The 22199-nt window shown below is 61.4% G+C and carries 20 protein-coding genes; 7 read left to right on the forward strand and 13 right to left on the reverse strand.

The genetic code is table 11. The features are described 5' to 3' along the window. Nucleotides 1-180: 180 nt before the first annotated feature. Both fixJ and ABVV53_RS10810 read right to left on the reverse strand, forming a co-directional pair. Nucleotides 181-807, reverse strand: a complete 627-nt coding sequence (gene fixJ, locus ABVV53_RS10805; RefSeq protein ID WP_353984436.1) for a response regulator FixJ — start codon at nt 805-807, stop codon at nt 181-183. Further along, the gene (locus tag ABVV53_RS10810) at nt 797-1945 is read right to left on the reverse strand and encodes a sensor histidine kinase (RefSeq protein ID WP_353984437.1); all 1149 of its coding nucleotides are present in this window, start codon (nt 1943-1945) and stop codon (nt 797-799) included. The genes fixJ and ABVV53_RS10810 overlap by 11 nt, the downstream gene beginning before the upstream one ends. A 493-nt stretch (nt 1946-2438) precedes the next feature. On the opposite strand from ABVV53_RS10810, the gene ABVV53_RS10815 reads away from it, so the two are divergent. Together ABVV53_RS10815 and ABVV53_RS10820 are read left to right on the forward strand one after the other, a co-directional pair. Further along, complete coding sequence (locus tag ABVV53_RS10815; RefSeq protein WP_353984438.1) at nt 2439-2804, forward strand: DNA-binding transcriptional response regulator; 366 nt, start codon at nt 2439-2441, stop codon at nt 2802-2804. 206 nt (nt 2805-3010) lie between these two features. Next, a complete protein-coding gene (locus ABVV53_RS10820) occupies nt 3011-3727 on the forward strand; it encodes an HPP family protein (RefSeq protein WP_353984439.1) in 717 nt (238 codons plus the stop codon). Here ABVV53_RS10820 and ABVV53_RS10825 read toward each other — a convergent pair. Genes ABVV53_RS10825 through ABVV53_RS10835 form a run of 3 tightly spaced genes read right to left on the reverse strand, consistent with a single transcriptional unit; the run spans nt 3724 to nt 9013 of the window. Beyond that, nucleotides 3724-5514 carry an acyl-CoA dehydrogenase C-terminal domain-containing protein gene (locus ABVV53_RS10825; protein ID WP_353984440.1) on the reverse strand — a complete coding sequence of 597 codons (1791 nt, stop codon included), beginning with the start codon at nt 5512-5514 and terminating at the stop codon, nt 3724-3726. The genes ABVV53_RS10820 and ABVV53_RS10825 overlap by 4 nt on opposite strands. Before the next feature lie 41 nt (nt 5515-5555). Then, a complete protein-coding gene (locus tag ABVV53_RS10830; RefSeq protein ID WP_353984441.1) occupies nt 5556-7877 on the reverse strand; it encodes a 3-hydroxyacyl-CoA dehydrogenase/enoyl-CoA hydratase family protein in 2322 nt (773 codons plus the stop codon). Then, nucleotides 7877-9013, reverse strand: coding sequence for a thiolase family protein (locus ABVV53_RS10835; RefSeq protein ID WP_353984442.1), 1137 nt, complete (start codon nt 9011-9013; stop codon nt 7877-7879). The genes ABVV53_RS10830 and ABVV53_RS10835 overlap by 1 nt, the downstream gene beginning before the upstream one ends. Nucleotides 9014-9209: 196 nt before the next feature. Between ABVV53_RS10835 and ABVV53_RS10840 the strand changes: the two genes are divergently transcribed. From ABVV53_RS10840 to ABVV53_RS10860, 5 genes are all read left to right on the forward strand, one after another. Further along, complete coding sequence (locus tag ABVV53_RS10840) at nt 9210-9644, forward strand: DUF2147 domain-containing protein (RefSeq protein ID WP_353984443.1); 435 nt, start codon at nt 9210-9212, stop codon at nt 9642-9644. A gap of 52 nt (nt 9645-9696) precedes the next feature. Next, nucleotides 9697-10995: an OmpP1/FadL family transporter gene (locus ABVV53_RS10845; RefSeq protein ID WP_353984444.1), complete on the forward strand. Its 1299-nt coding sequence runs from the start codon at nt 9697-9699 to the stop codon at nt 10993-10995. A gap of 65 nt (nt 10996-11060) precedes the next feature. After that, on the forward strand, nt 11061-12695 hold the full coding sequence (locus ABVV53_RS10850) for a long-chain-fatty-acid--CoA ligase (protein ID WP_353984554.1): 1635 nt from the start codon (nt 11061-11063) through the stop codon (nt 12693-12695). Further along, the gene (locus tag ABVV53_RS10855) at nt 12692-13141 is read left to right on the forward strand and encodes a MerR family transcriptional regulator (RefSeq protein WP_353984445.1); all 450 of its coding nucleotides are present in this window, start codon (nt 12692-12694) and stop codon (nt 13139-13141) included. Before ABVV53_RS10850 ends, ABVV53_RS10855 begins: the two co-directional genes overlap by 4 nt. Continuing rightward, entirely contained in the window at nt 13134-13994 is an 861-nt protein-coding gene (locus tag ABVV53_RS10860; RefSeq protein ID WP_353984446.1) for an acyl-CoA thioesterase, read from the forward strand. The genes ABVV53_RS10855 and ABVV53_RS10860 overlap by 8 nt, the downstream gene beginning before the upstream one ends. 24 nt (nt 13995-14018) lie before the next feature. Here the strand turns inward: ABVV53_RS10860 and ABVV53_RS10865 are convergent, their stop codons facing one another. From ABVV53_RS10865 to ABVV53_RS10900, 8 genes are all read right to left on the reverse strand, one after another. After that, entirely contained in the window at nt 14019-15008 is a 990-nt protein-coding gene (locus ABVV53_RS10865; RefSeq protein ID WP_353984447.1) for an MBL fold metallo-hydrolase, read from the reverse strand. Between the two features lie 125 nt (nt 15009-15133). Further along, nucleotides 15134-16231 (reverse strand): alpha-hydroxy acid oxidase, encoded by a 1098-nt coding sequence (locus tag ABVV53_RS10870; RefSeq protein ID WP_353984448.1) that lies wholly within the window; start codon nt 16229-16231, stop codon nt 15134-15136. 61 nt (nt 16232-16292) lie between these two features. Continuing rightward, entirely contained in the window at nt 16293-16709 is a 417-nt protein-coding gene (locus ABVV53_RS10875) for a Na+/H+ antiporter subunit G (protein WP_353984449.1), read from the reverse strand. After that, nucleotides 16706-16975, reverse strand: coding sequence for a K+/H+ antiporter subunit F (locus tag ABVV53_RS10880; protein ID WP_353984450.1), 270 nt, complete (start codon nt 16973-16975; stop codon nt 16706-16708). The genes ABVV53_RS10875 and ABVV53_RS10880 overlap by 4 nt, the downstream gene beginning before the upstream one ends. Beyond that, a complete protein-coding gene (locus ABVV53_RS10885) occupies nt 16972-17460 on the reverse strand; it encodes a Na+/H+ antiporter subunit E (protein ID WP_353984451.1) in 489 nt (162 codons plus the stop codon). Before ABVV53_RS10885 ends, ABVV53_RS10880 begins: the two co-directional genes overlap by 4 nt. Before the next feature lies 1 nt (nt 17461). Further along, a complete protein-coding gene (locus ABVV53_RS10890) occupies nt 17462-18961 on the reverse strand; it encodes a monovalent cation/H+ antiporter subunit D (protein ID WP_353984452.1) in 1500 nt (499 codons plus the stop codon). Continuing rightward, complete coding sequence (locus ABVV53_RS10895; protein ID WP_353984453.1) at nt 18958-19323, reverse strand: Na+/H+ antiporter subunit C; 366 nt, start codon at nt 19321-19323, stop codon at nt 18958-18960. Before ABVV53_RS10895 ends, ABVV53_RS10890 begins: the two co-directional genes overlap by 4 nt. Next, the gene (locus ABVV53_RS10900; RefSeq protein ID WP_353984454.1) at nt 19320-22172 is read right to left on the reverse strand and encodes a monovalent cation/H+ antiporter subunit A; all 2853 of its coding nucleotides are present in this window, start codon (nt 22170-22172) and stop codon (nt 19320-19322) included. Before ABVV53_RS10900 ends, ABVV53_RS10895 begins: the two co-directional genes overlap by 4 nt. Nucleotides 22173-22199: the final 27 nt, after the last annotated feature.

The raw sequence follows: 22199 nt of genomic DNA on the forward strand, positions 1-22199 counted from the left end.
CTATGTTGGCGACCGTCCGACAAACCGCTGAAGCAGCGTCCCCGTCCGGTGAAACGGCATATATGGACCACCAACGAGTCGGTCAAACCCTTTTTCAAAAAAAGTTCACACCACAAAAGATGGCCTCCGGCGGCTCGGCATCTCGATAAGCCGGGCGCAGCTGAACCTTCAGCTCTCAGATCAGGCAAGCCGAGCGATCATCACCATTCTCACCAGTTCTGAGAGGGTTCGAGCACCAAGCTTCGTCATGACGTTGGCTCGATAGACCTCAACTGTTCGGGCGCTGATTCCCAGGTCATAGGCGATGACCTTGTTAGCTTTGCCGTCCACCAGCCCGTCCATCACTTGCTGCTCTCGAAGGGATAAGGTCGACAGACGTTCTCTGATCCGTTTGCGCTCACCTTCGAGTTCGCCCCGCCCCTGCTCGGCAGCAATTGCACCCGCGATCGCCTCGAGAATGACCTCGTCGCTAAACGGCTTTTCGATGAAGTTGGTAACGCCGGCGCGGAGGGCCTGAATGGCCATCGGAACATCAGCATGCCCGGTGATGACGATGATGGGGCTTGTCACGCCCAACGCCTTGAGCCGCTCTACCAGCTCGACGCCGCTGATTTCGGGCATGCGGACGTCCGTGATAATGCAGCCGCGCTCTAAGCTTCCAACAGCCTTCAGGAACTGAACGGCTGAAGGGTACGTTCGCGTGGTGAGGCCATGGCAGTCCAGTAGGAAAGCCAGCGCATCGCGTGCTGCGTCGTCGTCGTCGATGATGTGGACCACCGCGTCGGTCGCCGGCGACTCATTCGCCATCGTGGAACTCCTCACTTCCGACCAAAGGTATAGTGAACTTCATGGTTGCCCCTGCGTCCTCCCGGTCCTCTGCCCAGATGCGCCCTCCGTGCGCTTCAATGATCGTCCGGCAGATAGAGAGGCCAACACCCATCCCGGTCCGTTTCGTCGTCACGAATGGGCGGAATAACTGCTGACGCACCTCGGGATCAATTCCGGGGCCGGTATCGGCTATGGCAATCAGCGCCATTCCGGAGCCTTCCTCATCGACTGTTATAGTCAGCTCCCGGCGTTTACTGTCGGTCATAGCGTCTACGGCGTTTCGAACGAGGTTTAAGATTACCTGCTGGATCTGGACTTTATCGACTACGACGACATCCACCTCCGGCTTGAGGTCGTACCGCACCCTCACTCCCAAATCCTTCGTTCCGATTAATGCCAGTGCGCTCGCCTCCTCGAGCAGCTTGGGCAGGCTCTCCAGCCGCCGTTCGGTTTCGCCGCGCGAAACAAAATCACGCAGTCGGCGGATAATTTCGCCAGCCCTCAGCGCCTCCTGGCCAGATTTTTCGACTGCTTCCCGGACGCGATCGAGTGGCACGTCCTCGCGACGGAGCAAGGTCTTGCTTCCCATGAGATAGTTGCCGATCGCGCTGAGCGGCTGATTGAGCTCGTGCGCGAGCGCTGATGCCATTTCGCCGAGTGCAGTAAGACGTGAGACATGCACCAACTCACTTTGCAGCTCCTGCAGACGTATCTCCACTCGTTGTCGCTCGGTGAGATCGCGCACGAAGGCGGTAAAGAAGCGTCCTCCTGCAAGGTTCATTTCCCCCACGGAGAGTTCCATGGGAAACGTAGAGCCGTCCTTCCGTTCACCCTCCAGGACCCGCTCATTGCTGATCACTTGCCGTTGCCCTGTTCGACGGTACTGGGCGAAGAAGTCGGCGATCACCTCGCGGTAGGGAGGAGGCATGAGGATGTGAACATCTCGTCCAACGACTTCTTCCGCTTTCCAGCCGAACTGCTCCTCTGCCGCCGCACTAAAGTCCCGGATCGCACCACCTTCGTCGATCACGATCATGGCATCCGGAATGGTACGCAAAACTGAACTAAGATGGGCCTCACGCTGGGCGAGTTCTCTGGTGACTTCGGCTTCGCGCATGCGTGCCCGATGGAGCCACCCCCCGCCCATCGCAACTGCTAGCCCCATTGCGATAAAGACACTTGCGGCAACAAAGTCGCCCAGGATCAGATCTCCTGCGGAGGCATCCGCCCATAGACCCGCCAAACAAGCGGTGACCGAAACGAAAATTGCCGACCTGAAGCCGCCAAGCCCTGCTGCGAGAACGACGCCCGGCACATAAAAGATGAATGTGGCTCGGTGCATTAGCAGCGGACTCAGCGCGAGCCGAAGAGCCAGCCCGGTAGCGACCGCCAGCAGCCCCCATGCGCTCGCCTGGATCGCCGTCATGCTGAAACGCTCGCCGAGAGCCACGCGAGCAAACGGTAAGGTTAAGCCCAGTCTGCCGACCCTGTCACCTCCGATATTCCCCCTAGGATTATCTCCCAAGTATTCTCTCCGGCTGAATAGAGGCAGCGGCTTACGACACGTCGAGCGCACTACCAAAGGAGTAACGGGCCAAATGCGAGCTTTGGTGGCCCTGTTGCTGATAGAGGACCAAAGTCTTCAAACTGCCATTCGTTTCGCGTTGGATATCGATGGTATCGAATCTCGGGTTTGCACCGACCTGCCGCAGGTCCCTAGCCAAGCCGACCTCAAGAACGCGTGCCTTGTTATCGATCAGGGGCAGGATGGCAGTGAGACGCTTCGCACCCTTCGTCGCGTGAGAGCGCTCAACATTGAGCTACCTGTGATCGTTCTCGTGAGCACCCCACCAAAGTTGCTGTCCGACGCCATATCCCAGTTGGGCGCCGTTATCATAAAAAAACCGCTTCTCGGCGACGAGCTGGCACAAACCATTCGGGCACTCACGGCCGAGCCGCCAACGCGCGCGCTCTGATCGCGATCGAAAAGCCCAGTCCAGTTCTTGCGCCAGCGTCAAGGCCGCCATTGCCTCGGTGCGCTCGACGACGCAGCGATCATCGACAGCGAAGCTCGACCGGTCATTCGCGGTTGCCTGCGGGCACATGACGTGTTCGCCTGGACTGGCAAACAGCGACTAGCTGCCATATGGCCGCCACTCCCAAACGGAGATACGAGACAGTTTTGCCGAGCCTTGCACACCATGTCGCCCACATTCCGAAGCAGCCCCTCCTCGGCCACTTGGGCTGGGTACGCGGAGCACTGGGCGGCACCATCGGCATAGCAGTCGCCGGCATCCTTGGCGCTGCCTTCCTTGGTTCTGCCGATCCTGCGTTGCCTTGGCTTGTCGCACCTACCGGCGCTTCTGCGGTTCTCGTCTTCGCAGTGCCCGCAAGCCCCCTCGCCCAGCCTTGGCCGGTGATCGGAGGAAGTATCTTGTCAGCGGTGGTCGGGCTTCTCGTGGGCGAGTTACTGGGAAATCCCCTTATGGCGGCCAGTTTGGCTATCGGCCTTTCCATAGGGGTCATGAGTCTTGCGCGCTGCCTCCACCCTCCGGGTGGCGCCTGCGCAGTTCTCTATGCGCTGGGTGCTACAGGTCTGGAGGCATGGGACTGGCGCCATCTGCTCGCCATCGTTGTAAACGTGTTGGCGCTCGCGGGGGCCGGGTGGCTCTACAACAACCTGAGCGGACACCCTTGGCCCCACAAGCCCGTTCACATTCCAGATGTTGTCGCCTCAGGATCGCGGTCGGCAGAAGTCCACGATGCCCTAACAGCCGTGCTGGCTGAATGGAACGAGGTGATCGATGCTGACATCGACGATCTGGACGCGATATTTCAAGCGGTGGAGCGGCGCATCCGCTCACGTGAGCAAGATGCACCGCCAGCCGCCAAGATCTAGAACAACGTGTCGTCGAGGGCCATCATTGACGCCTTGCCCGACTTGATCGCCAGAAACGCAGCTGTCGCCTGCGGCAAGATGCGGTCAAAGAAGAAGCGGGCCACGGCGATCTTCGACTTGTAGAAGTCGGTTTCGTCGGAACCCATGGCGAGTTGATCCTGCGCGATAAACGCCGATTTCGCGAAACAGTAGCCCATAGCCACGAGGCCGAGCAGGCGCGTGTAGTCGTTCGCCGCTGCGGCTGCTTCCTCCGGATCACGCATGCCCTTTTCCGCGATTGTCGCAGTCGAGAGCTGGAGGGCGCCGAACGCCTTCTCCAGACCTTCAACCATTTTTCCGAGGTTCGCATCGGCCTTGTTTGTCTCGATGAAATTTGAGACTGGATGGAAGAAGCTGCGCAAGTAGCGGCCCATGTGGGCGGGCAGCTTGCGACCGACGAGATCGAGCGCCTGAATGCCGTTGGTGCCCTCGTAGATCATTGCGATCCGAGCGTCTCGCGCATACTGCTCGACGCCACTCTCGGCTATATAGCCGTGGCCGCCGTAGACTTGCACCGCCAGGTTCGCACTCTCGAAGCCGAGATCGGTGAAGAGCGCCTTCACGACCGGCGTCATCAGCGCAACGAAGTCTGACGCGCACTGCTTCACTTCAGTATCGGTGGCGTGCTTTTCAGCATCAAGCGCTCGGCTCACCCAGCCCGTAATCGCGCGACAGCCTTCGTTGTAGGCGCGCATCGTCATCAGCATACGGCGCACGTCGGGATGGACGATAATCGGATCCGCAGGCCCGCCGGGGTTCTTCACGCCCGCAAGCGAGCGTCCTTGGAGGCGGTCTTTGGCGTAGTAGACGGCCGATTGGTACGCTGCCTCGCCAACACCGAGCCCTTGGATGCCCACGGAAACCCGCTCTGTGTTCATCATGGTGAACATTGCGGCCATGCCCTTGTTAGGCTCTCCGACGAGCCACCCAACTGAGTCGTCAAAGTTCATCTGGCACGTGGCCGATGCCTTGAGCCCCATCTTGTGCTCGATAGCCGCGACGGAAACTCCGTTCGCTGGGCCCGGCGTGTTGTCGTCCTTCGGCAGGTACTTGGGAACGAGAAACAGGCTGATTCCCTTAACGCCCGCAGGTGCGTCCGGCAGTCGCGCAAGCACCAGATGAATGATGTTTTCGGTTAGATCGTGTTCACCAGCGGAGATGAAGATCTTGCTGCCAGTCACCTTGTAGCTGCCATCGTCCTGCGGCACCGCCTTGGTGCGCAGCAAGCCAAGATCAGTCCCGCAGTGCGCTTCGGTAAGGCACATGGTGCCCGACCACTCGCCCGAGACCATTTTGGGCAGGAAGCGCTGCTTCAGCTCGTCGCTGGCATGGCCCTCGATTGCGGTGGTGCCGCCATGGGTAAGGCCGGGATAGAGACTGAACGACACGTTGGCCGCGCAGATCATCTCTTCCGTCATCTTGTTGACCTGCTCGGGCAAGCCCTGACCGCCCCACTCTGGATCGGAGGCAAGCGCGCACCAGCCACCTTCGCGGAACATCGTGTAGGCCCGCTTGAAACCCTCGGGCGTGCGAACCACTCCGTCCTCAAGTGTGCAGCCCTCTACGTCGCCGATGCGGTTGAGCGGCAGGAGGATATCTTGCGCGACTTTGGCCGACTCTTCCAGAATGGCGTCGACGAGGTCCGGCGTAAATTCTTCAAGGGCTTCGAGATCACCGAAGCCGTCGTCATTGTGAAGTTCGTGGAGCACGAACTTCATGTCGCGAAGGGGTGCTTCGTAGACTTGCATGTCACTCTCCTGGAGGGCGCGTCACGCGCGCCCTCATGCGATCAGTTGCGCAGCGGCTTTCCGGTTTCGAGCATGTGCTCGACCCGCGCGATCGTGCGTTTGTCGCGTACGCGCTGCATGAATTGCTGACGTTCCAGCGTGAGCAGGTCCGCCTCGGTAACAGTGTCGACATAGTCGAAGTCACCACCCGAAAGCACAGTTGCCAGTGAGTCCGAGACCACCATGTCATAGTCGGTGGCCATGCCTCGCTTGCGGAAGCCCTCGGCCGCCATATTGAGCCCGACGCGCCCGCTCTCACCCGGAAGGCGAAAGGTCGGCGGCTCGGGAGGCTGGTAACCGTCCGCAAGCGCCAGCGCCTTCTGCTTAGCGTCGAAGAGCAGACGGTCGCGGTTCATGGTGATGCCGTCCTCAGGACGTAGGAACATCAGCTCCTTCGCCTGCTGGGCGGACTTCGACACGGTCGCGGTCGAGACCATCTCGAACACCTTTGCGACCGCAGGCATCGGGCCGTTCGGCATACCTGGTGCCTTGCGCCAGCGGTCGAGCATCTCACCATTGCCGCCCCAGCCCGGGATCAGGCCGACGCCACATTCGACCAGACCTGTGTAGAGCTCGGCGTGAGCCTGGATTGCGTCAGAGTGCAGCAAAATTTCGCACCCTCCCCCGACCGCCAGCCCGGCCGGCGCACTGACCACCGGGAACGGCGCGTACTTGAGCGCCTTGTAGGCCATCTGCCCGCCCGCAACGAGCTTCTCGATCTCGCTCCACGCAGCGATGTTCACTGCGAAGACGGCCAGGCCAAGGTTGGCGCCCGCGGAGAAGCTGTCGGCATCGTTGTAGACGACAAGAGCCTTGTAGTTCTGCGCGACCAGCGGGATGGCCTGCCCGATCAGTTTCATGACCTCGCCGTCGAGAGCATTCATCTTGCCGGTAAACTCGAGGCAAACGACGCCATCGCCCACATCCCAGAGCGCCGCAGAAGCGTTCTTGAGCAGCGGTTTGGAGCTGAGTTTGAGATCCGCCAAGCGCAGTACGCCCTCTGCCCGCACGACATCGTGGTACTCGCCGTCAAGTCCAAGGAACTGGCGCTTGCCGCTTTCGATGCGGTAGAAAGTTCGATCACCAGCGGTACGCAGGACTTCCGGAACAGCCTTCCCCTCGGCCTCGAGGCGATCGACGAGGTACTTGGCGCCGAGCTTGTCGATCATCTCGAACGGCCCAGCCTTCCAGTTGTAGCCAAGCTTCATCGCATCATCGATGGCCACCACGTCATCGGCGCCTTCAGGCACCAGAGCTGCGGCATAGGCCAGCGTTCCCGAAAGCACGGCCCACGCATAGTCACCGAGCTTGCCTTTGGTCTCTGCCAAGGCGCGCAAGTCGCCCTTGCCGGCTGGACCTGCGGGAGCATAGGCCTTGGCTTTCGGCCGGTACTCGCCCGTCTGAAGGTCGACCGCCTCGAGCTGCTTACCTTTCTCGCGATTCATGCGGTAGAAGCCGCCCTTGCCCTTGCGGCCGGTGTAGCCCTCGCTGATCATCTTCTCGATCAGCGGGATGTCGCGCGCGATCGCCTGGTAGGGATCGTTCTTGGGCAGTGTGCTGGTGAGGCTCGCCTTGAGGTGCGGCATCAGGTCGATGCCAACCAGATCGACAAGACCGAAGATGCCGGTCTTGGGAACGCCCATGGGCGCACCGGCTACAGCATCAGCCTGCTCGACCGTCAGGCCGAGATCGATCGCGTTGTTGATACCCAACTGGATCCAGTAGGTGCCAATCCGGTTCGCAATAAAACCAGGTGTGTCCTTGGCCCGCACGACGGTCTTACCCAGCGCAATGTCAGCGAACGCCTGAACTTTGCCGACCACCCCAGGATCGCTCTCGGGCCCAGCAACGATCTCGAGCAGACGCATGTAGCGCGGTGGATTGAAAAAGTGGGTGATGAGGAAGTCTCGCTTGAAACCCTCCGAGCGTCCCTCCACCAAATTGGCAAGCGGGATCGTCGAGGTGTTTGACGAAACCGCCGTACCTGCCCGCTTCACCGCCTCGATCCGGGCATAAAGGTTCTGTTTGATGTCGAGCCGCTCAATAACCGCTTCGATCACCCAGTCGCACTCGGCGATCTTGTCGAGGTGATCCTCGATGTTGCCGGTCTCGACCAGATTCGCTGCGCGAGTGCTCATGAACGGCGCAGGGTCCGTCTTGAGCATCTTCGCCACTGCACTCTCGGCAATGGCGTTGCGGCCACCTTCCTTGGGGACGATGTCGAGCAGCAGCACTGGAACGCCGGCGTTAGCGACCTGGGCAGCGATGCCGGCGCCCATGGTGCCGGCGCCGATCACGCAGACTTTCTTGATAGTGTCTGTCATCAGTCAACCGCCTCCAATACAGTGGCGATGCCCTGCCCGCCGCCAATGCACTGGGTAGCGAGCGCGTACTTGCCGCCCTCCCGCTTCAACAGCGAGGCCGCTTTGCCGACGATCCGCGCGCCTGTGGCGCCGAGCGGATGACCCAGCGCGATCGCGCCGCCATCGATGTTGGTCCTGGCCGGGTCCAGGCCTAGGTCGCCCATGCAGGCGAGCGCCTGGCTGGCGAACGCTTCGTTGAGTTCGACTACGCTGAGATCCTTTACCTCGATGCCAGCGCGCTCCAGCGCCTTCTGGCTGGAGAGAATGGGGCCAAGTCCCATGGTTTCAGGCGCGCAGCCGGAAATGCTCACAGACTTGATGCGCGCCAGAATCGGAAGCCCATGGGTCTTGGCATACTCCTCTGTCGTCACGAGCACGGCCGCAGCGCCGTCGGTAACGGGGGAAGAAGTGCCTGCCGTAACGGAGCCCTGCGCGTCAAAAGCGGGCTTCAGACCTGCAAGAGCTTCGGCCGTGGTTTCTGCACGAATTGCGCCATCTTCGCTAACCACACCTGCCTTGGTTTGGATCGGCACGATCTCGTCAGCGAACTTGCCATTATCGCGCGCAGCGGCGGCGCGCTTCTGACTCTCGACTGCGAATGCCTCCTGCTCATCCCGGCCGATCTGGTACTTGGTCGCGACATTCTCCGCAGTCTCACCCATCGACATGTAGGCGCTGCTTTTTTTCGCGAGCTCAGGGTTCGGTAGCGGGTTGAAGCCCATCATCGGCACGCGAGTCATGGACTCGACGCCAGCACAGATGAACGCTTCACCCGCACCGATTGCGATCTGCCCCATCGCGATCTGGACCGCGCTCATCGACGATCCGCAAAACCGGTTCACGGTCATCCCACCGACACTGAGCGGCAGATCAGCCAGTAGCGCGATAAGCCGCGCCATATTCAGGCCCTGCTCGCCCTCCGGAAAGGCACACCCGACGATTACGTCCTCGATGTCTGCAACCTCGACGCCAGTCCTCTGGATCAGGCCACGAATAACCTGCGCGGTGAGGTCGTCAGGACGAACTCGGGCGAGCGCGCCCTTGTTCGCAAGATGGAACGGGGAACGGGCGTAACCCGCGATTACGACACTTTGCATGCACTCTCTCCAGCGGCGTTGCCATTGATGGCGAAAGCGCGAGTCCCGCGCTTGAACCTCTCACTCTAAAGGTGCGCAGCTTTCCCTATACGTCAAGCATATTTTGCGCTAAACCGATTCCCATGCTGGCCTTCATGGGCGGATTCCTCGGGAAAGAGGAGGCGCGGCCGGCCACTAGGAGAGCGAAGGGAAAGGCATGAGAATCACTATACCAACGACGCTGGCATTAGTTGCAGCGGCGTTCGTCGGAACGCCCGCCGTGGCAGCCGGACCGGATTCGGTGCTGGGCCACTGGCGAACTCCCTCGAAGAACGGCCACGTTGAGATTACCCGCTGCGGCGAGTCTGTCTGCGGGCGCCTTGTGGATTCCGACAACATCCGGGCCGATCCCGAGCTTCGCGATCTCAACAACAAGGACGCTTCGAAACGAAGCCGCCCCTTAAAGAACATGCAGATCCTCAGCGGGTTCAAAGGTGACGCCAAGCAGTGGAGCGGTGGATCGATCTACAACCCCGAGGATGGCGGCACTTATAAGGCGACGATCACGCCTGCTGGGGCCAATACCCTCAAGCTCAAGGGCTGCATCGTGTGGCCCTTGTGCAAAACCCAGACGTGGACGCGCATCCGTTGAGGCTGGTCGGCGTTTCTACATCAACAACAAAGAATTTTGCAGGAGAGTGGACATGAACACCAGCAAGGCTCGGATCTTGATCGGAGCCGCGACCGCGGCGATATCGTTAGGTGCGGCGGGATCGGCCAGCGCACAGGGCTTCTACCTTCAGGAACAGTCGGTACGTGGCCAAGGTCGCGCTTTCTCCGGCGAGGCTGCGGACACCGGCGTGGACTCTCTTTGGTGGAATCCCGCCTCTATCGCACGGATGCAGGGCGGTGAGGCTTCGGTGAGGGCCAGCGCCATCATCCCGGATGGTGACGTGGTGGATCAAGGCACCGTAATCGTGCGTCCGGGCTCAGCCCCTGCCCCTATCGGCGGTGACCCACTTGCGAAGAACCCGATCAACAATGGTGTGGTGCCATCAGGCGGCGTTGCGTACGGATTTGGGCGGGTCGCGGTTGGCCTTGCGCTCAGTGCGCCGTTCAACTTTACCACCGATTATGAAGCCGACAGCTGGGCGCGCTACACTGCGGACAAGACCAAGCTTCGCACTTTCGACATTCAGCCAAGCGTCGCCTTCGCGGTGACGCCGGAGATCAGCGTCGGTGCCGGCCTCAACATCGAGTATGCGGACGCTACGCTCAGCAACTATCTCCCCAACCTCTCTCCTGCACTCCCGGACGGTTACCAGAAGCTCTCGGGTACTGGCTGGGACGTGGGCTGGTCGGCCGGCGCACAGTATCACACGGGGCCAATCGCCTTGGGTCTGGCATACAAGTCGAGCATCAAGCACAAGCTCGATGGGTCTATTGAGACCACAGGGCTGCTGGGTCCACTGGCAGCACAGAACCGTGAGATCGAGACCAACGCCACTTTCCGCACGCCTTGGCAGGCAATCGGCAGCATTCGCTTCAAGGCGACTCCGCAGCTCACCCTGAATGGACAAGTTGTTCGCGTCGGCTGGAGTGAGTTCGATGCGATCCGTCTCGGCGCGCCGTTGAACACGGCCATTCCCGAGAACTACAAGAGCATCTGGACTTATGCGTTCGGCGCCGACTATGAAATGTCCCCGCAGTGGACGGTCCGAGCTGGCGTTCAGCACGGCAAGACCCCCACGCGTGACGGGGAGCGGGACGCCCGGGTCCCCGACGCAGATCGGTGGAATTTCTCAGCGGGCACAAGCTACGCCATGGGTAACCGCTTCACCATCGATGCGGCCGCCAGCTACATCGACTTCAAGGATGCGGCCATCGATCGCAGGACTGCGGCTTACGCGGGCACTGCCGCGCAGACGCCCATCCTGGTGAACGGCGAGCTTCAGAACGCCTCGGCACTGGTGCTCTCCCTCGGCGCACGGGTGGCGTTCTGATGGGGGCCGCGGAGCGAAACGCCGGCACCGGCGGGCCGGCAGAGACCTCGACGCCTCCCGACACTATGCCGGCGTTCGCGCCGCGGCTGCTGACAGACCTGCTCGACCACGCGGTCGAGCGGCATGGCGGGTGGCCGGCTGTCGACTTCATGGGCCGGAAATGGACCTACACCGAAATCGGCGATCTTTCCCGCCGCGCGGCAAGAGGGTTGCAAGACCTTGGGGTACGGCCGGGCACGCGTGTCGGGCTTTGCCTGCCCAATACCCCCTATTACGTCATCTGCTACTTCTCGGTTCTGCGGATCGGCGGGGTGGTGGTGAACTTCAACCCGCTCTACACCGAGCGGGAACTGGAGCATCAGGTCACTGACTCCGGAGTGAGCGTGATGATCGCTTCGGATCTCGCCTTGTCGCTTCCGAAGATCGAGCCGCTGATTGGCAAGACCGCTTTGGAGCGGGTCGTTGTCTGTCCGATTGCCGATGTTCTGCCGACGCTGAAGCGAAACGCGTATCGCGTGTTCAAGCGCAAAGATATTGCGCACGAGCCACACGATGTACGCTTCGTGCGCTTTAGCGTGCTGACTGCCCGCGACGCCGACCCAGACCCCGTCGAGCGCAATCCCCACGACCTCGCGGTCCTGCAATATACCGGCGGGACGACAGGTGTGCCGAAAGGGGCGATGCTGACCCACGCCAATCTGGCAGCGAATTCAGCTCAGATGATCGCCCATGTCGGGCACATGCCGGATCAGCAGGAACGAACTTTGGGCGTGCTCCCGATGTTCCATGTGTTTGCCCTGACCACCGTGCTCAACTACTCGGTCGAGACAGCCGCCGAGATGATCCTGCTGCCCCGCTTCGAGATGAAAACATTTCTCGAGACAGCAAAGCGGACGAAGCCCACGCAGTTCTTCGGTGTTCCCACCCTCTACACGGCGCTGAACGGGGTGGAGTTGCACGGCGAGTTCGAGCAGGTGCGCGTCTGCATCTCGGGCGGAGCGCCGTTGCCTCTGGAAGTGCGCCAGAAATTTGAAGCCAAGACTGGCGTGCGCGTAGTTGAAGGCTACGGCCTTTCAGAAGCGAGCCCTATCATCACCTGCAACCCGCTTGAGGGAGTGGTGAAAGACAACTCATGCGGTCCCGCGTTCCCCGGTACGGTCATTGAGATTCGCGATCGCGAAGATGTCCACAAGGTGATGAAGCAGGGCGAACGTGGCGAAGTCTGCGCTCGCGGTCCGCAGGTCATGGCCGGTTATTGGAACCGGCCCAAGGAGACTGAGGACGTCTTCATCTACGGGGCCCTGCGGACGGGCGACGTCGGCTACCTTGATGAGGACGGCTACCTGTTCCTCGTCGATCGGATCAAGGACCTGATCCTGTGCAGCGGATACAACGTCTATCCACGCACGATCGAAGACGCTCTATACGAGCATCCAGCCGTCGCCGAAGCGGTGGTGATCGGCATTCCGGATCCTTATCGCGGCCAGTCTCCCAAGGCTTTTGTTGCCCTGCATCCCGGAGGTATCGTCAGCGAGGAGGAACTCCGGGAATTCCTGCGTGATCGCATCAGCAAGATCGAGATGCCTTCCGAAATCGAATTTCGTCCGAGCCTGCCTAAGACAATGGTCGGCAAGCTTTCGAAGAAGGAACTGGTGGCTGAGGAAGCTGAGCGCCGCTCCAAGGCCGGGGATCCCTCGTGACCGTGGAAACAGCGCCCGCGGCAACGGAAGACGCCAGCGAACTGCTGGGCATTCAGGAAGCTGCGAAGTCGCTTGGCGTTACCATGCGAACCTTGCGGTTTTACGAGGATAAGGATCTGATCGCGCCGCAGCGGGTCGGCACCATGCGCATCTACTCACGCCGCGAGATCGGGCGGATGCAACTGATCCTCCGTGGTAAAAAGCTCGGCTTTAGCATACGTGAAATCAAGGAGTTCCTCGACCTTTATGATGTCGACCCTGAACATCATGCGCAAGTCAGCCAGTTGGTCGTCAAAATCGGCAAACGCATGAAGGATCTTCGTCGGCAGCGCACCGCGATCGAGCAGACTCTTGAAGAGCTGCGCACGATCGAGTCCCAGGCCAAGGCTTGGCTGGCGAAGCACCCTCACCCCCAGACGAACCCATCGGAGCTCCCTCATGACTGATGAGGTGAACGCGCTTGCCCAACTCAAGCGCCTTCTGGTGGTGGAGGAACTCGACACCGATTTGTACAGGGGCATCTCAAGCCCGCAGCTGCAGGGTCGGGTGTTCGGCGGACAAGTGATCGCGCAGGCACTTGCCGCCGCCTCTGGTAGTGTCGGACCGGAGCGAGTCGCGCATTCTCTCCACGCATACTTTCTGCGGGCTGGCAACAATGCCCGGCCCATCATCTACCGCGTCATCCGCGACTTCGACGGGGGGAGCTTCGCCAACCGCCGGGTCGTCGCCCTCCAGGATGGCAAGCCGATCCTGAACCTCGCGGCCTCATTCCACCGTCAGGAAGAAGGGCTTTCGCATACAGCCAGAATGCCGGCGGTGCCCGGCCCTGATCACGCGATGCCGATAACCCGCATCCTTTCCGAACTCCGCGCCGAACTGCCGGCGTCCTTGGCAGCCCTGCTCAAGGCCTTCGACATGCGCGCCGGTCAGCCAGACTCCCAGGGGAACGGGCCGCTGGGGATGCCCAGCCAGCATTCATGGTTCCGCCTGGATCCCGTCCTCGGGCCCGAGCTTGCCCGGATTACTCTGGCCTATGCGAGCGACTTCGCGTTTGTCTCGACCGCCCTCCTGCCCCACGGAATCCAGTGGTTCTCGCCGGCCATCCAGGGCGCAAGCCTGGACCACGCGATCTGGTTCCACGACGATCCACCTCTCGGCGAATGGCTGCTCTATGCCATGGAGAGCCCATGGTCGGGCAAAGCGCGCGGCTTCTGTCGAGGCTCGGTCTACGACCAATCGGGGCGTTTGATCGCCAGCATGGCTCAGGAAGGCCTGATGCGTCACCGACCACCGACCTGAGCACAGTCTTTGCTGCAGGTAGGCTCAGCTAACCTCGGGACAGAACGCCTCACGAACCTCAGCTAGCAATTCGGCTTCCTGGCCTTGGTAACGGGGGGAGAAATGGAACGGCTCGACCCGCCGAGCGCCAGCCAGGCGCGCTATTTCGCCGGCAGCGCGCGTGGTCAGATGCGCTCGAGCGGCTGCGAGTTCCGCGTCCGCTGCCGCGAAGGAAGCGTCGATGAACAAGGTGTCCGCACCCGCGCAGAGCTTGGCGATCGCCTGGCGGTTGTCCGCCGTGTCTCGCACGTCCGTCACGTAGCCGAGTGTCTGGCCTGGCTCCACGCTTACCAAGTCGCGCAGTTCACCGAGCGGGTTCGTCGCACCGTCGGGAAGTAGCACCGGCCATTGATCAGGAAGGTCATCGCGCACAGCCTTCTTCAGACCCTTCAGCCAAGGCCCGACAGGCAATCCCGCCTCCTCCACGCGATTGCGCCAGACGTTGACGTGGATCGGTTCAGACACCGCAAAGCCAAGGCTATGCCCATGATGCTCCAGCAAGGCTGCGCGCACGATGAAGTCATTGGCCTCCAGCACCAGATCGTCTCTCAGTGTACGTTCACCGAGATCCTCACGTGCAAACCTGGTGGCTAAGTGAAAGCGGGCTTCGCGCAACAAGCCTTCACTCACTTCATAGACGTGGAACACCAATGCTTCGGCATGTCGGCCCGCGAGATCCCAGGTGTAGCCGCATAACTTGTGACCGATGCAGGCAATGACTCCGGGCGGCCCCACAAGTCTGATCGTCTTCGACCGACCTACGTTCACACGCAACAAGCTATCGAAGCCGATGAAGTGATCCATGTGCATGTGCGACACAAGAACCGTTTCAATGCGCAGGAGATCGCGACTGCTTAAGGCTGCCAGGTCGCCCAGATCGAACAACAGCGCCGCACGAGCATGCAGCCGCTCGACGAAGATGGCCGCATCACCGAAGCGACCGTTGACCAACTGCGCGTGAAATGTGGGTCGCATGGCTTAGCCGCAGCCCCGAGCGGTTGTTTCAGAAGTGCCCTGCCCGCCGATACGCGTGAGCAGTCTCATTCTACCGAGAAACGAATCGCGAGAGCGCGGGTTCCCGGCTGCCGCCTTGCCTCCACTTAGCGCCGGGTCGCCAAGACCGAACTATCTATCGCAGACACCTCGGTGCACCCGGTCAGCGCCATCGCCAGCTCGAACTCGGCACGCAGAATGCGTAACGCATGCGCTACGCCAAGAGCGCCCGCGGTTGCCAAGGCAAAGACGTAAGGTCGACCTAGCAACACCGCTTTCGCGCCAAGCGCAAGAGCGCGAAGAACGTCGATACCGCGACGCACCCCACCATCCATCAATACGGGAATACTGTCCCCTACAGTTTGGCAAACGGCAGGCAGCAAGTCGATGGCGGCGGGAACCCCGTCCAGCGCACGACCGCCGTGATTGGAAACGATGATCCCGTCTATCCCCGCAACAACGGCACGGCGGGCATCCTCGGGGTCCACGATACCCTTCAGGACGATCGGCAGCCGAGTCTGATCACGCAGCCATTCCAAATCGCGCCACACCGCCGCCGAGTCCGCCAAAGGCGTACCAAACAGCAAGGCGCCGGGCTGTGGCGGCGGCAAGCCCTGCATCCCCTTCAAGTTGATCGCTTCCACGCCCGGCGGCAATGCAAATCCTGCGCGTTGCTCCCGATTGCGCACGCCGTTCACGGGAGCATCGACCGTGACGACGATCGCACGATAGCCTGCCTGCTCGGCTCTTTTTACAAGTTGAGCGGTGAACGCCCGATCCGGCTGAACGTAGAGCTGAAACCACAGTGGGGCAGTTGCGCACTGCGCGATCTCCTCCAGCGTGACGCTCGCTTGCGTGCTGACCACCAGGCCAGTTTCTAGCGCCCCTGCAGCCAATACGGTTGCAAGTTCTCCATCTGGATGAGCGAGACGCTGGAACGCGACCGGGGCGAGCAGGATAGGCGCCGCGAGTTCGCTTCCGAACAATGTCGTGCGCGTGTGCCCGCTCGACAGGTCGCGCAAGGCTCGCGACTGCAGGGGCAAACGCGAGAAGGCGGCGACGTTTTCCCGCAATGTCCATTCGTCGCCGGCACCGCCTGCAAAGTAGGCCCAAACCTCCTCCGTCATACGCTCACGCGCAAGCATCTCATAGTCCGAGAGCGCCGCCACTCGGGCAGGGATGATGTCTAGAGGAGGCAGCGTCATCCGTCTTGTCTTTCCGCAACCGTCACCTTGCTCAGCCGGCAAACCGTCCGGAGCACATACGTCAGTCCTGATCGAGATCGGAGCTCTTTTCCGATATGCCGAATGTCGCCCACTCCGAGCCATTGGGAGGCGAAGGCGGCTTGATGTCTTCGACCTGCGCGAGTTCCGACTGGCCGGTGTGCAATCCGTGGATGTATGTCTTGGCGATCATGTTAGCTGAGATTGGCGCCGTGATGAACAGGAAGAGCGCGATCAGTAATTCGTGAGCCGTCCAGGGCAGGCCATGAACCGGGAAGTAGGTCATCGATGCGATCAGGCAGCTTCCGACGCCAAGGGTCGTTGCCTTCGTCGGCCCATGCAGGCGACTCATCAGCGATGGCAGGCGGTTCAGGCCCCAACTGCCAATCAGTGCAAAGGCGCCGCCCAATACCAGAAGAGCGGCGATCAGCACGTCCAGAGCTGTTGAAACCGCGCTCATTCCACGATGTCTCCACGCAAGAGGAACTTGGTGTAGGCCACTGTTCCGACGAAGCCGACCATCGCCAGCAGCAAAGCGGCTTCGAAATAGACGCTACTTTCTTCCAGCACCCCGAAAACGATGATGAAGGCAATCGTGTTGATCAGCATGGTATCTAGAGCCAGAATGCGGTCTGGGGCCGTTGGTCCGCAGAACAGACGGTAAAGGTTGAGCAGTACGGCCAGCGTGATGCAGCCCAGCGTGACGTAGAGAGCCGCAGTTATCATCGAAAGATCTCCAGCAGCCGCCGCTCGTAGCGGGCCTTCATCTTCTCTACTTCCGCCTGAGCATCGTCGGTGTCCAACGCATGGACGAGCAGATATCGCCCGTCGTTTGAGATGTCGGTGGAGACTGTGCCTGGCGTCAGGCTGATCGTGGCGGCCAGCACGGTGATGGCTTCGGCTGAGTGCAACTCCAGCGGCAGCACGAGCCAGCATGTCCGCATGTCACGATTGCGGCGGAACAGTATCAGGCGCGCGACATGGAAGTTGGCGACGACGATATCGCCGATCACAAGCCCGATGTAGGCCAGCAATGGAAAGCCCCACCGCATCAACGGCCGGTCCGGCCAGAACGGCGCGGTAAAAAGAGGGACGAATATCGCAAGACCGACACCCAGCACAAGCCAGCCAAAGCTGAAGGCGTTCAGCATCAGCATCCAGATGATCAGAAGCAGCAGGCTCAGGCCGGGATGGGGAAGTAGACGCCGCATCCTAGTCCTCCACCTCGGACCCGAGGACGGCATGCACATAGGCATTGGTATCGAAGACCTGGCGGCTCGTGGCCTCCATGTACGCCGTGATCGGCCCTGCGCCGACAGTCAGCGCAACCAGCGCAGCGACAAGAAACAGCGACGGGGCAGATTCCCAAAGGGGTGCCGGCTCGCCGCGTCCCGCCGTCGCCGGAGTGCTATCCTGCTTCCAGAAAAGCGTACTGCCCGCGCGGGAGAGCGCAATCACGGCGATAAAGCTGGTTCCCAGAACGAGAGCCCAGATCGCGACCGCCCAAGATGACGTCAGCGCAGCATCCAGGATCAGCAGCTTGCCGATGAATCCTGAGAGTGGAGGCAACCCCGCCAAGGCGACGCCTGCTGCCAGGAACAGGGCCCCCAGCCCAACCCGGCCAGAGTAGGTGGGCGTCGGAACCATGGCGTCGCCCTCCACGCAGCGCCAGCGGATCACAAGGTCGGTCAGCAAGAACAGAAGCGCTGCGGAAAGGGTCGTGTGCGGAAGGTAGTAGAGCCCCGCTGCCAGCGCTCCTGGTTCGAACAATGCGACGGCCGCGAGCAACGTCGCCGTCGATCCGATCAGTGCGAACGCCGCCATGGAGCGCAATCCTCGCGCAGCAAGCATGCCCGCAAAGCCCAGCAGCATTGTGGCCAGTGCGGCAGGGAGCACATAGTCGCCAGCCTGTACGCCGATGACCAGCGGGCCTGTGCGAACGATCGCATAAGCGCCCACTTTGGTCATGATCGCGAACAGGGCAGCCACCGCGGGCGCTGCCCCCGCATAAGCACGCGGCAGCCAGAGGTGGAGCGGTAGCAACGCCGCCTTGAGCCCGAAAACCACCAGAAGAAGCAACCCCGCTGCCCGAAACAACCCTTGATCGCCCGCCGGCAAGTCTGCCCCGCGCACCAGCACATCGGCCATGTTGAGCGTGCCCGTGACGCCGTAGAGCAGTCCCAGAGCAATCAGGAAAATAATGGAGCCGACAAGGTTAACCACCACATACTGCACGCCGGCTGTCAGCCTTCGTGCGCCCTGCCCGTGCAGCAGCAGGCCGTAGGACGCGATCAGCAGCACCTCGAAGAACACGAAGAGGTTGAACAAGTCGCCTGTAAGGAACGCGCCATTCACTCCCAGCAACTGGAAGTGGAACAATGGATGGAAGTGCCAGCCCTTACGATCGAGCCCGGTCAGAACGGCATGCACGATCACTGCCAGCGCCAGCACCGCTGTGAGCACCAGCATCAGGGCTGCAAGACGGTCGAGCACCAGTACGATGCCGTACGGAGCGGGCCAGCCGCCCAGATCGTACGCGATGATCTCACCTCGCATCGCCTGCATTATTAGAGCGATGTCGGCCAGCAACAGGAGCGCGGTAGCAAAGATCGAAATTCCCGCGCCGATCAACCGGCGGCGGCGGCGAAACAAGAGCGCTGCAGTCGCGGCAAAGGCCGGCAGCAGCAATGGAGCGGCGATGAGCGCTGTCATTTCCGATCCGCAGCCTTCCGCTTCGTGTCCTCGTCGGGAATCCCATCGACCTGATCGGTGCCGGTCTCAAGGAAAGTTCGCAGGGAGAGCACCACCGCCAGGGCCGTCATTCCGAACGAGATAACAATGGCCGTCAGCACCAGTGCCTGCGGCAGGGGGTCCGTATGTTCCACCACATCCTTCGCGTAGAGAGGTGGACGGTCGACCAGAAGCCGCCCCATGGCGAAGAGGAACAAGTTGATCGCATAGGACAACATGGCCAAACCGAGCACGACCGGGAACGTCCGTGCGCGCAAGCACAAGTAAATGCCCGCCGCGGTCAGCGCGCCGATGGCGCTTGCGACAAGAAACTCGATGCTCATCGCCCGCCCTCCAGCATACGCGCGGGGTCGATGTCCATCGGGCTATCGTCGCAGGGACCCTCCTTATGGGCTCGCTGAGCGATGTGACTGAGTTCCGCAAGCGCCAGCATCACTGCCCCGAACACCGTCATCGCCACGCCTATGTCGAAGAGCATGGCGGTGGTCAGCTCGAACTTCCCGATCAAGGGGAGGGTGAAGTACCCATAAGCGCTGGAAAACAGGGGTGCGCCAAACGCCAGCGAGCCAAGCCCCGTCAGCGCCGCGATGATGACGCCCAGGCCGATCACCGGATGCTCGTCAATACGACGGCGATTGTCTGCCCACTCAAAGCCTGACGCCATGTACTGCATGAGCAGCGCGATCGATATCACGAGCCCGGCGATGAAGCCGCCTCCCGGCATGTTGTGTCCGCGCAAGAAGATGTAGAGGCCGACCATCATGGCCAAGGGCAGCAACAGTCGTGCCGCCACTGCGAACATCATGGGATGCCGCTCAGGAGAGTGCGGCATTACCGCGATCCACTGCCGCAAGCGCTGGCCGGAAGGGCCGCGGGTGGCTGGCTGCAGCAGCGCAAAGATCGTGAGAGCGGCAATTCCAAGTACGGTAATCTCGCCGAAGGTGTCGAAGGCGCGGAAGTCGACCAGTGTCACGTTGACGACGTTCGTACCGCCGCCGGCCGCGTAGCTGCGCTCCCAATGATACGAGGAGATGGGGTCATTGGGGGGGCGGGTCATCACCGCCCAGGCTACCCATCCCGCAGCTCCGCCGCCTGCAATCCCGAGCAGTCCGTCGCGCAGCCGTCGGGCGTTGCTGGAGATGCGGCGCGGAGTTTTCGGCAGCAGATTAAGAGCGAGCAGCAGCAGCAGGATGGTCATGACCTCGACCGAGATCTGAGTAAGTGCGAGATCGGGTGCGGACAGGTAGATGAACGCGAGCGACACGACGAGGCCGATCACGCTGATGTAAATGAGCGTGAGGTACCGCTGCCGCTGTGCCTTCACGACTGCGGCGACGCCCGCCAGCAGCAGGACCCAAGCCACCACTGCCACAGGAGGCGCGGGAATGGTTTCCCTGGCGCCAGGTGCGTAGCCCCCAATCCGGATCGCCTCGATGCCGAGTACGACCGAAACGAGGAATAGCCAAGCAAGCTGCCGCTGCAACGACCCATTGTGAACGAAGCCGGAAAGCTTGCGGGTGCTCTCCACGAACAGTTCGATCCCCTGGTCGAACAATCGCTTCGCCTCCGGCAGACCGATTGCATCCCAAATCCGCTGAAGCCAGCCATGCCGCCACAGAGCGAAAGCGCCGCCGAGGATCGCGACGATGCTCATGACTAGGGCGGGTGTCAGCCCATGCCAGAGCTTCGGGTGGAACACTGGCGCCGACATTCCTGTCGCTGCAGCCACGGCAGGAGCGATAAATCGGGCCGTCAGCGTGGTTGGAAACAGCCCCACCAGCACGGTGAGCGCAACCAGCAGCGCAGAGGGAGCCCACATGCCGAACGAAGGATCGTGTGGCTTCGCCGGACAGCTATCTCGGCGAGACCCTAGATAAACGTGGAAGATGTAGCGGAACGAATAGGCCATAGAGAATGTAGCGGCGAGTAGTGCGACCAGCGGAACCGCCCAAAACCAGCCGCCCCAGGCGGTATGCGCCGCCTCTTCCAGCATCATCTCTTTCGAAAGAAAGCCGCCAAACGGGGGCAGCCCCCCCATTGAGGCGGCAGCGATGATCCCGACGGTCGCGGTGATCGGCATCAACCCCGCCAGTCCGCCCAGCAAGCGGACGTCACGCGTCCCCGCCTCATGGTCGACAATCCCCGCGTTCATGAACAGCGCTGCCTTGAAGATCGCGTGATTGAGCAGATGGAAGACGCCTACCATCACGGCTGCGGGGGTGCCAAAGCCGAACAGCATCGTCAGCAGCCCCAGATGGCTGATCGTGGAGTAAGCGAGGATCGCCTTGAGGTCGTACCGGAACAGCGCGATCACAGCGCCGATCACCGCCGTGATGAGACCGGTGGTGGTCACCAAATAAAACCACAGCTCCGTGCCCGAAAGAGCCGGCCACAGTCGGGCCAGAAGGAATACGCCTGCCTTCACCATGGTGGCCGAATGCAGATACGCGCTGACTGGCGTGGGCGCAGCCATGGCGTGAGGGAGCCAGAAGTGAAACGGGAACTGCGCAGACTTGGTGAAGCAGCCGAGCAGAATGAGGACAAGCGCAACGGGATAAAGCTCTGACGCGCGAATGGCGTCGCCGCTGGCAAGAATGTCGGCAAGCTCATACGAGCCGGCTATCTGCCCCAGCAACAGCAGTCCACCGATCAGGGCCACGCCTCCGCCGCCCGTAATCGCAAGGGCCATCCGCGCGCCCTGCCGCCCTTCGGCCTTGTGGTTGCTGTAGCCGATCAACAGGAAAGACGAGAGGCTCGTCAGCTCCCAGAAGATCAACAGCAACAGTACGTTGCCGGAAAGCGCGATTCCCAGCATGGCCCCCTGGAAAAGCAGCAAGAGAGCCAGAAAATACCCTATGGGCTCGTCGGCCGGCATGTAGAACCGCGCATAAACGATGATCAGCGCGCCGATGCCGAGGATCAGCCCTGCAAACAGCAGAGCGAGACCATCTAGACGAAGACTGAAATCAAGACCCAGTGAAGGAACCCATGCGACCCGGAAGACGCTTACGGCTCCATCCAGCACCGTGGGAGCCAGCATCAGCAGTAGCGCGAGAGCGGTCAGCGTAGACGTGAGAGCAATTCCCGTCTGCCAGTTTCTCTCTCCGTTTCGCTGAGCCAGCAGGCACGCGGCACCGAAAAATGGCAAGAAGGCCAGCAAAACCAACAACAACAAATCGTCTCCTTGCCGCCGGGGCTG

It is taken from the genome of Novosphingobium kalidii, assembly GCF_040534015.1.
GTDB classification, from domain to species: domain Bacteria; phylum Pseudomonadota; class Alphaproteobacteria; order Sphingomonadales; family Sphingomonadaceae; genus Novosphingobium; species Novosphingobium kalidii.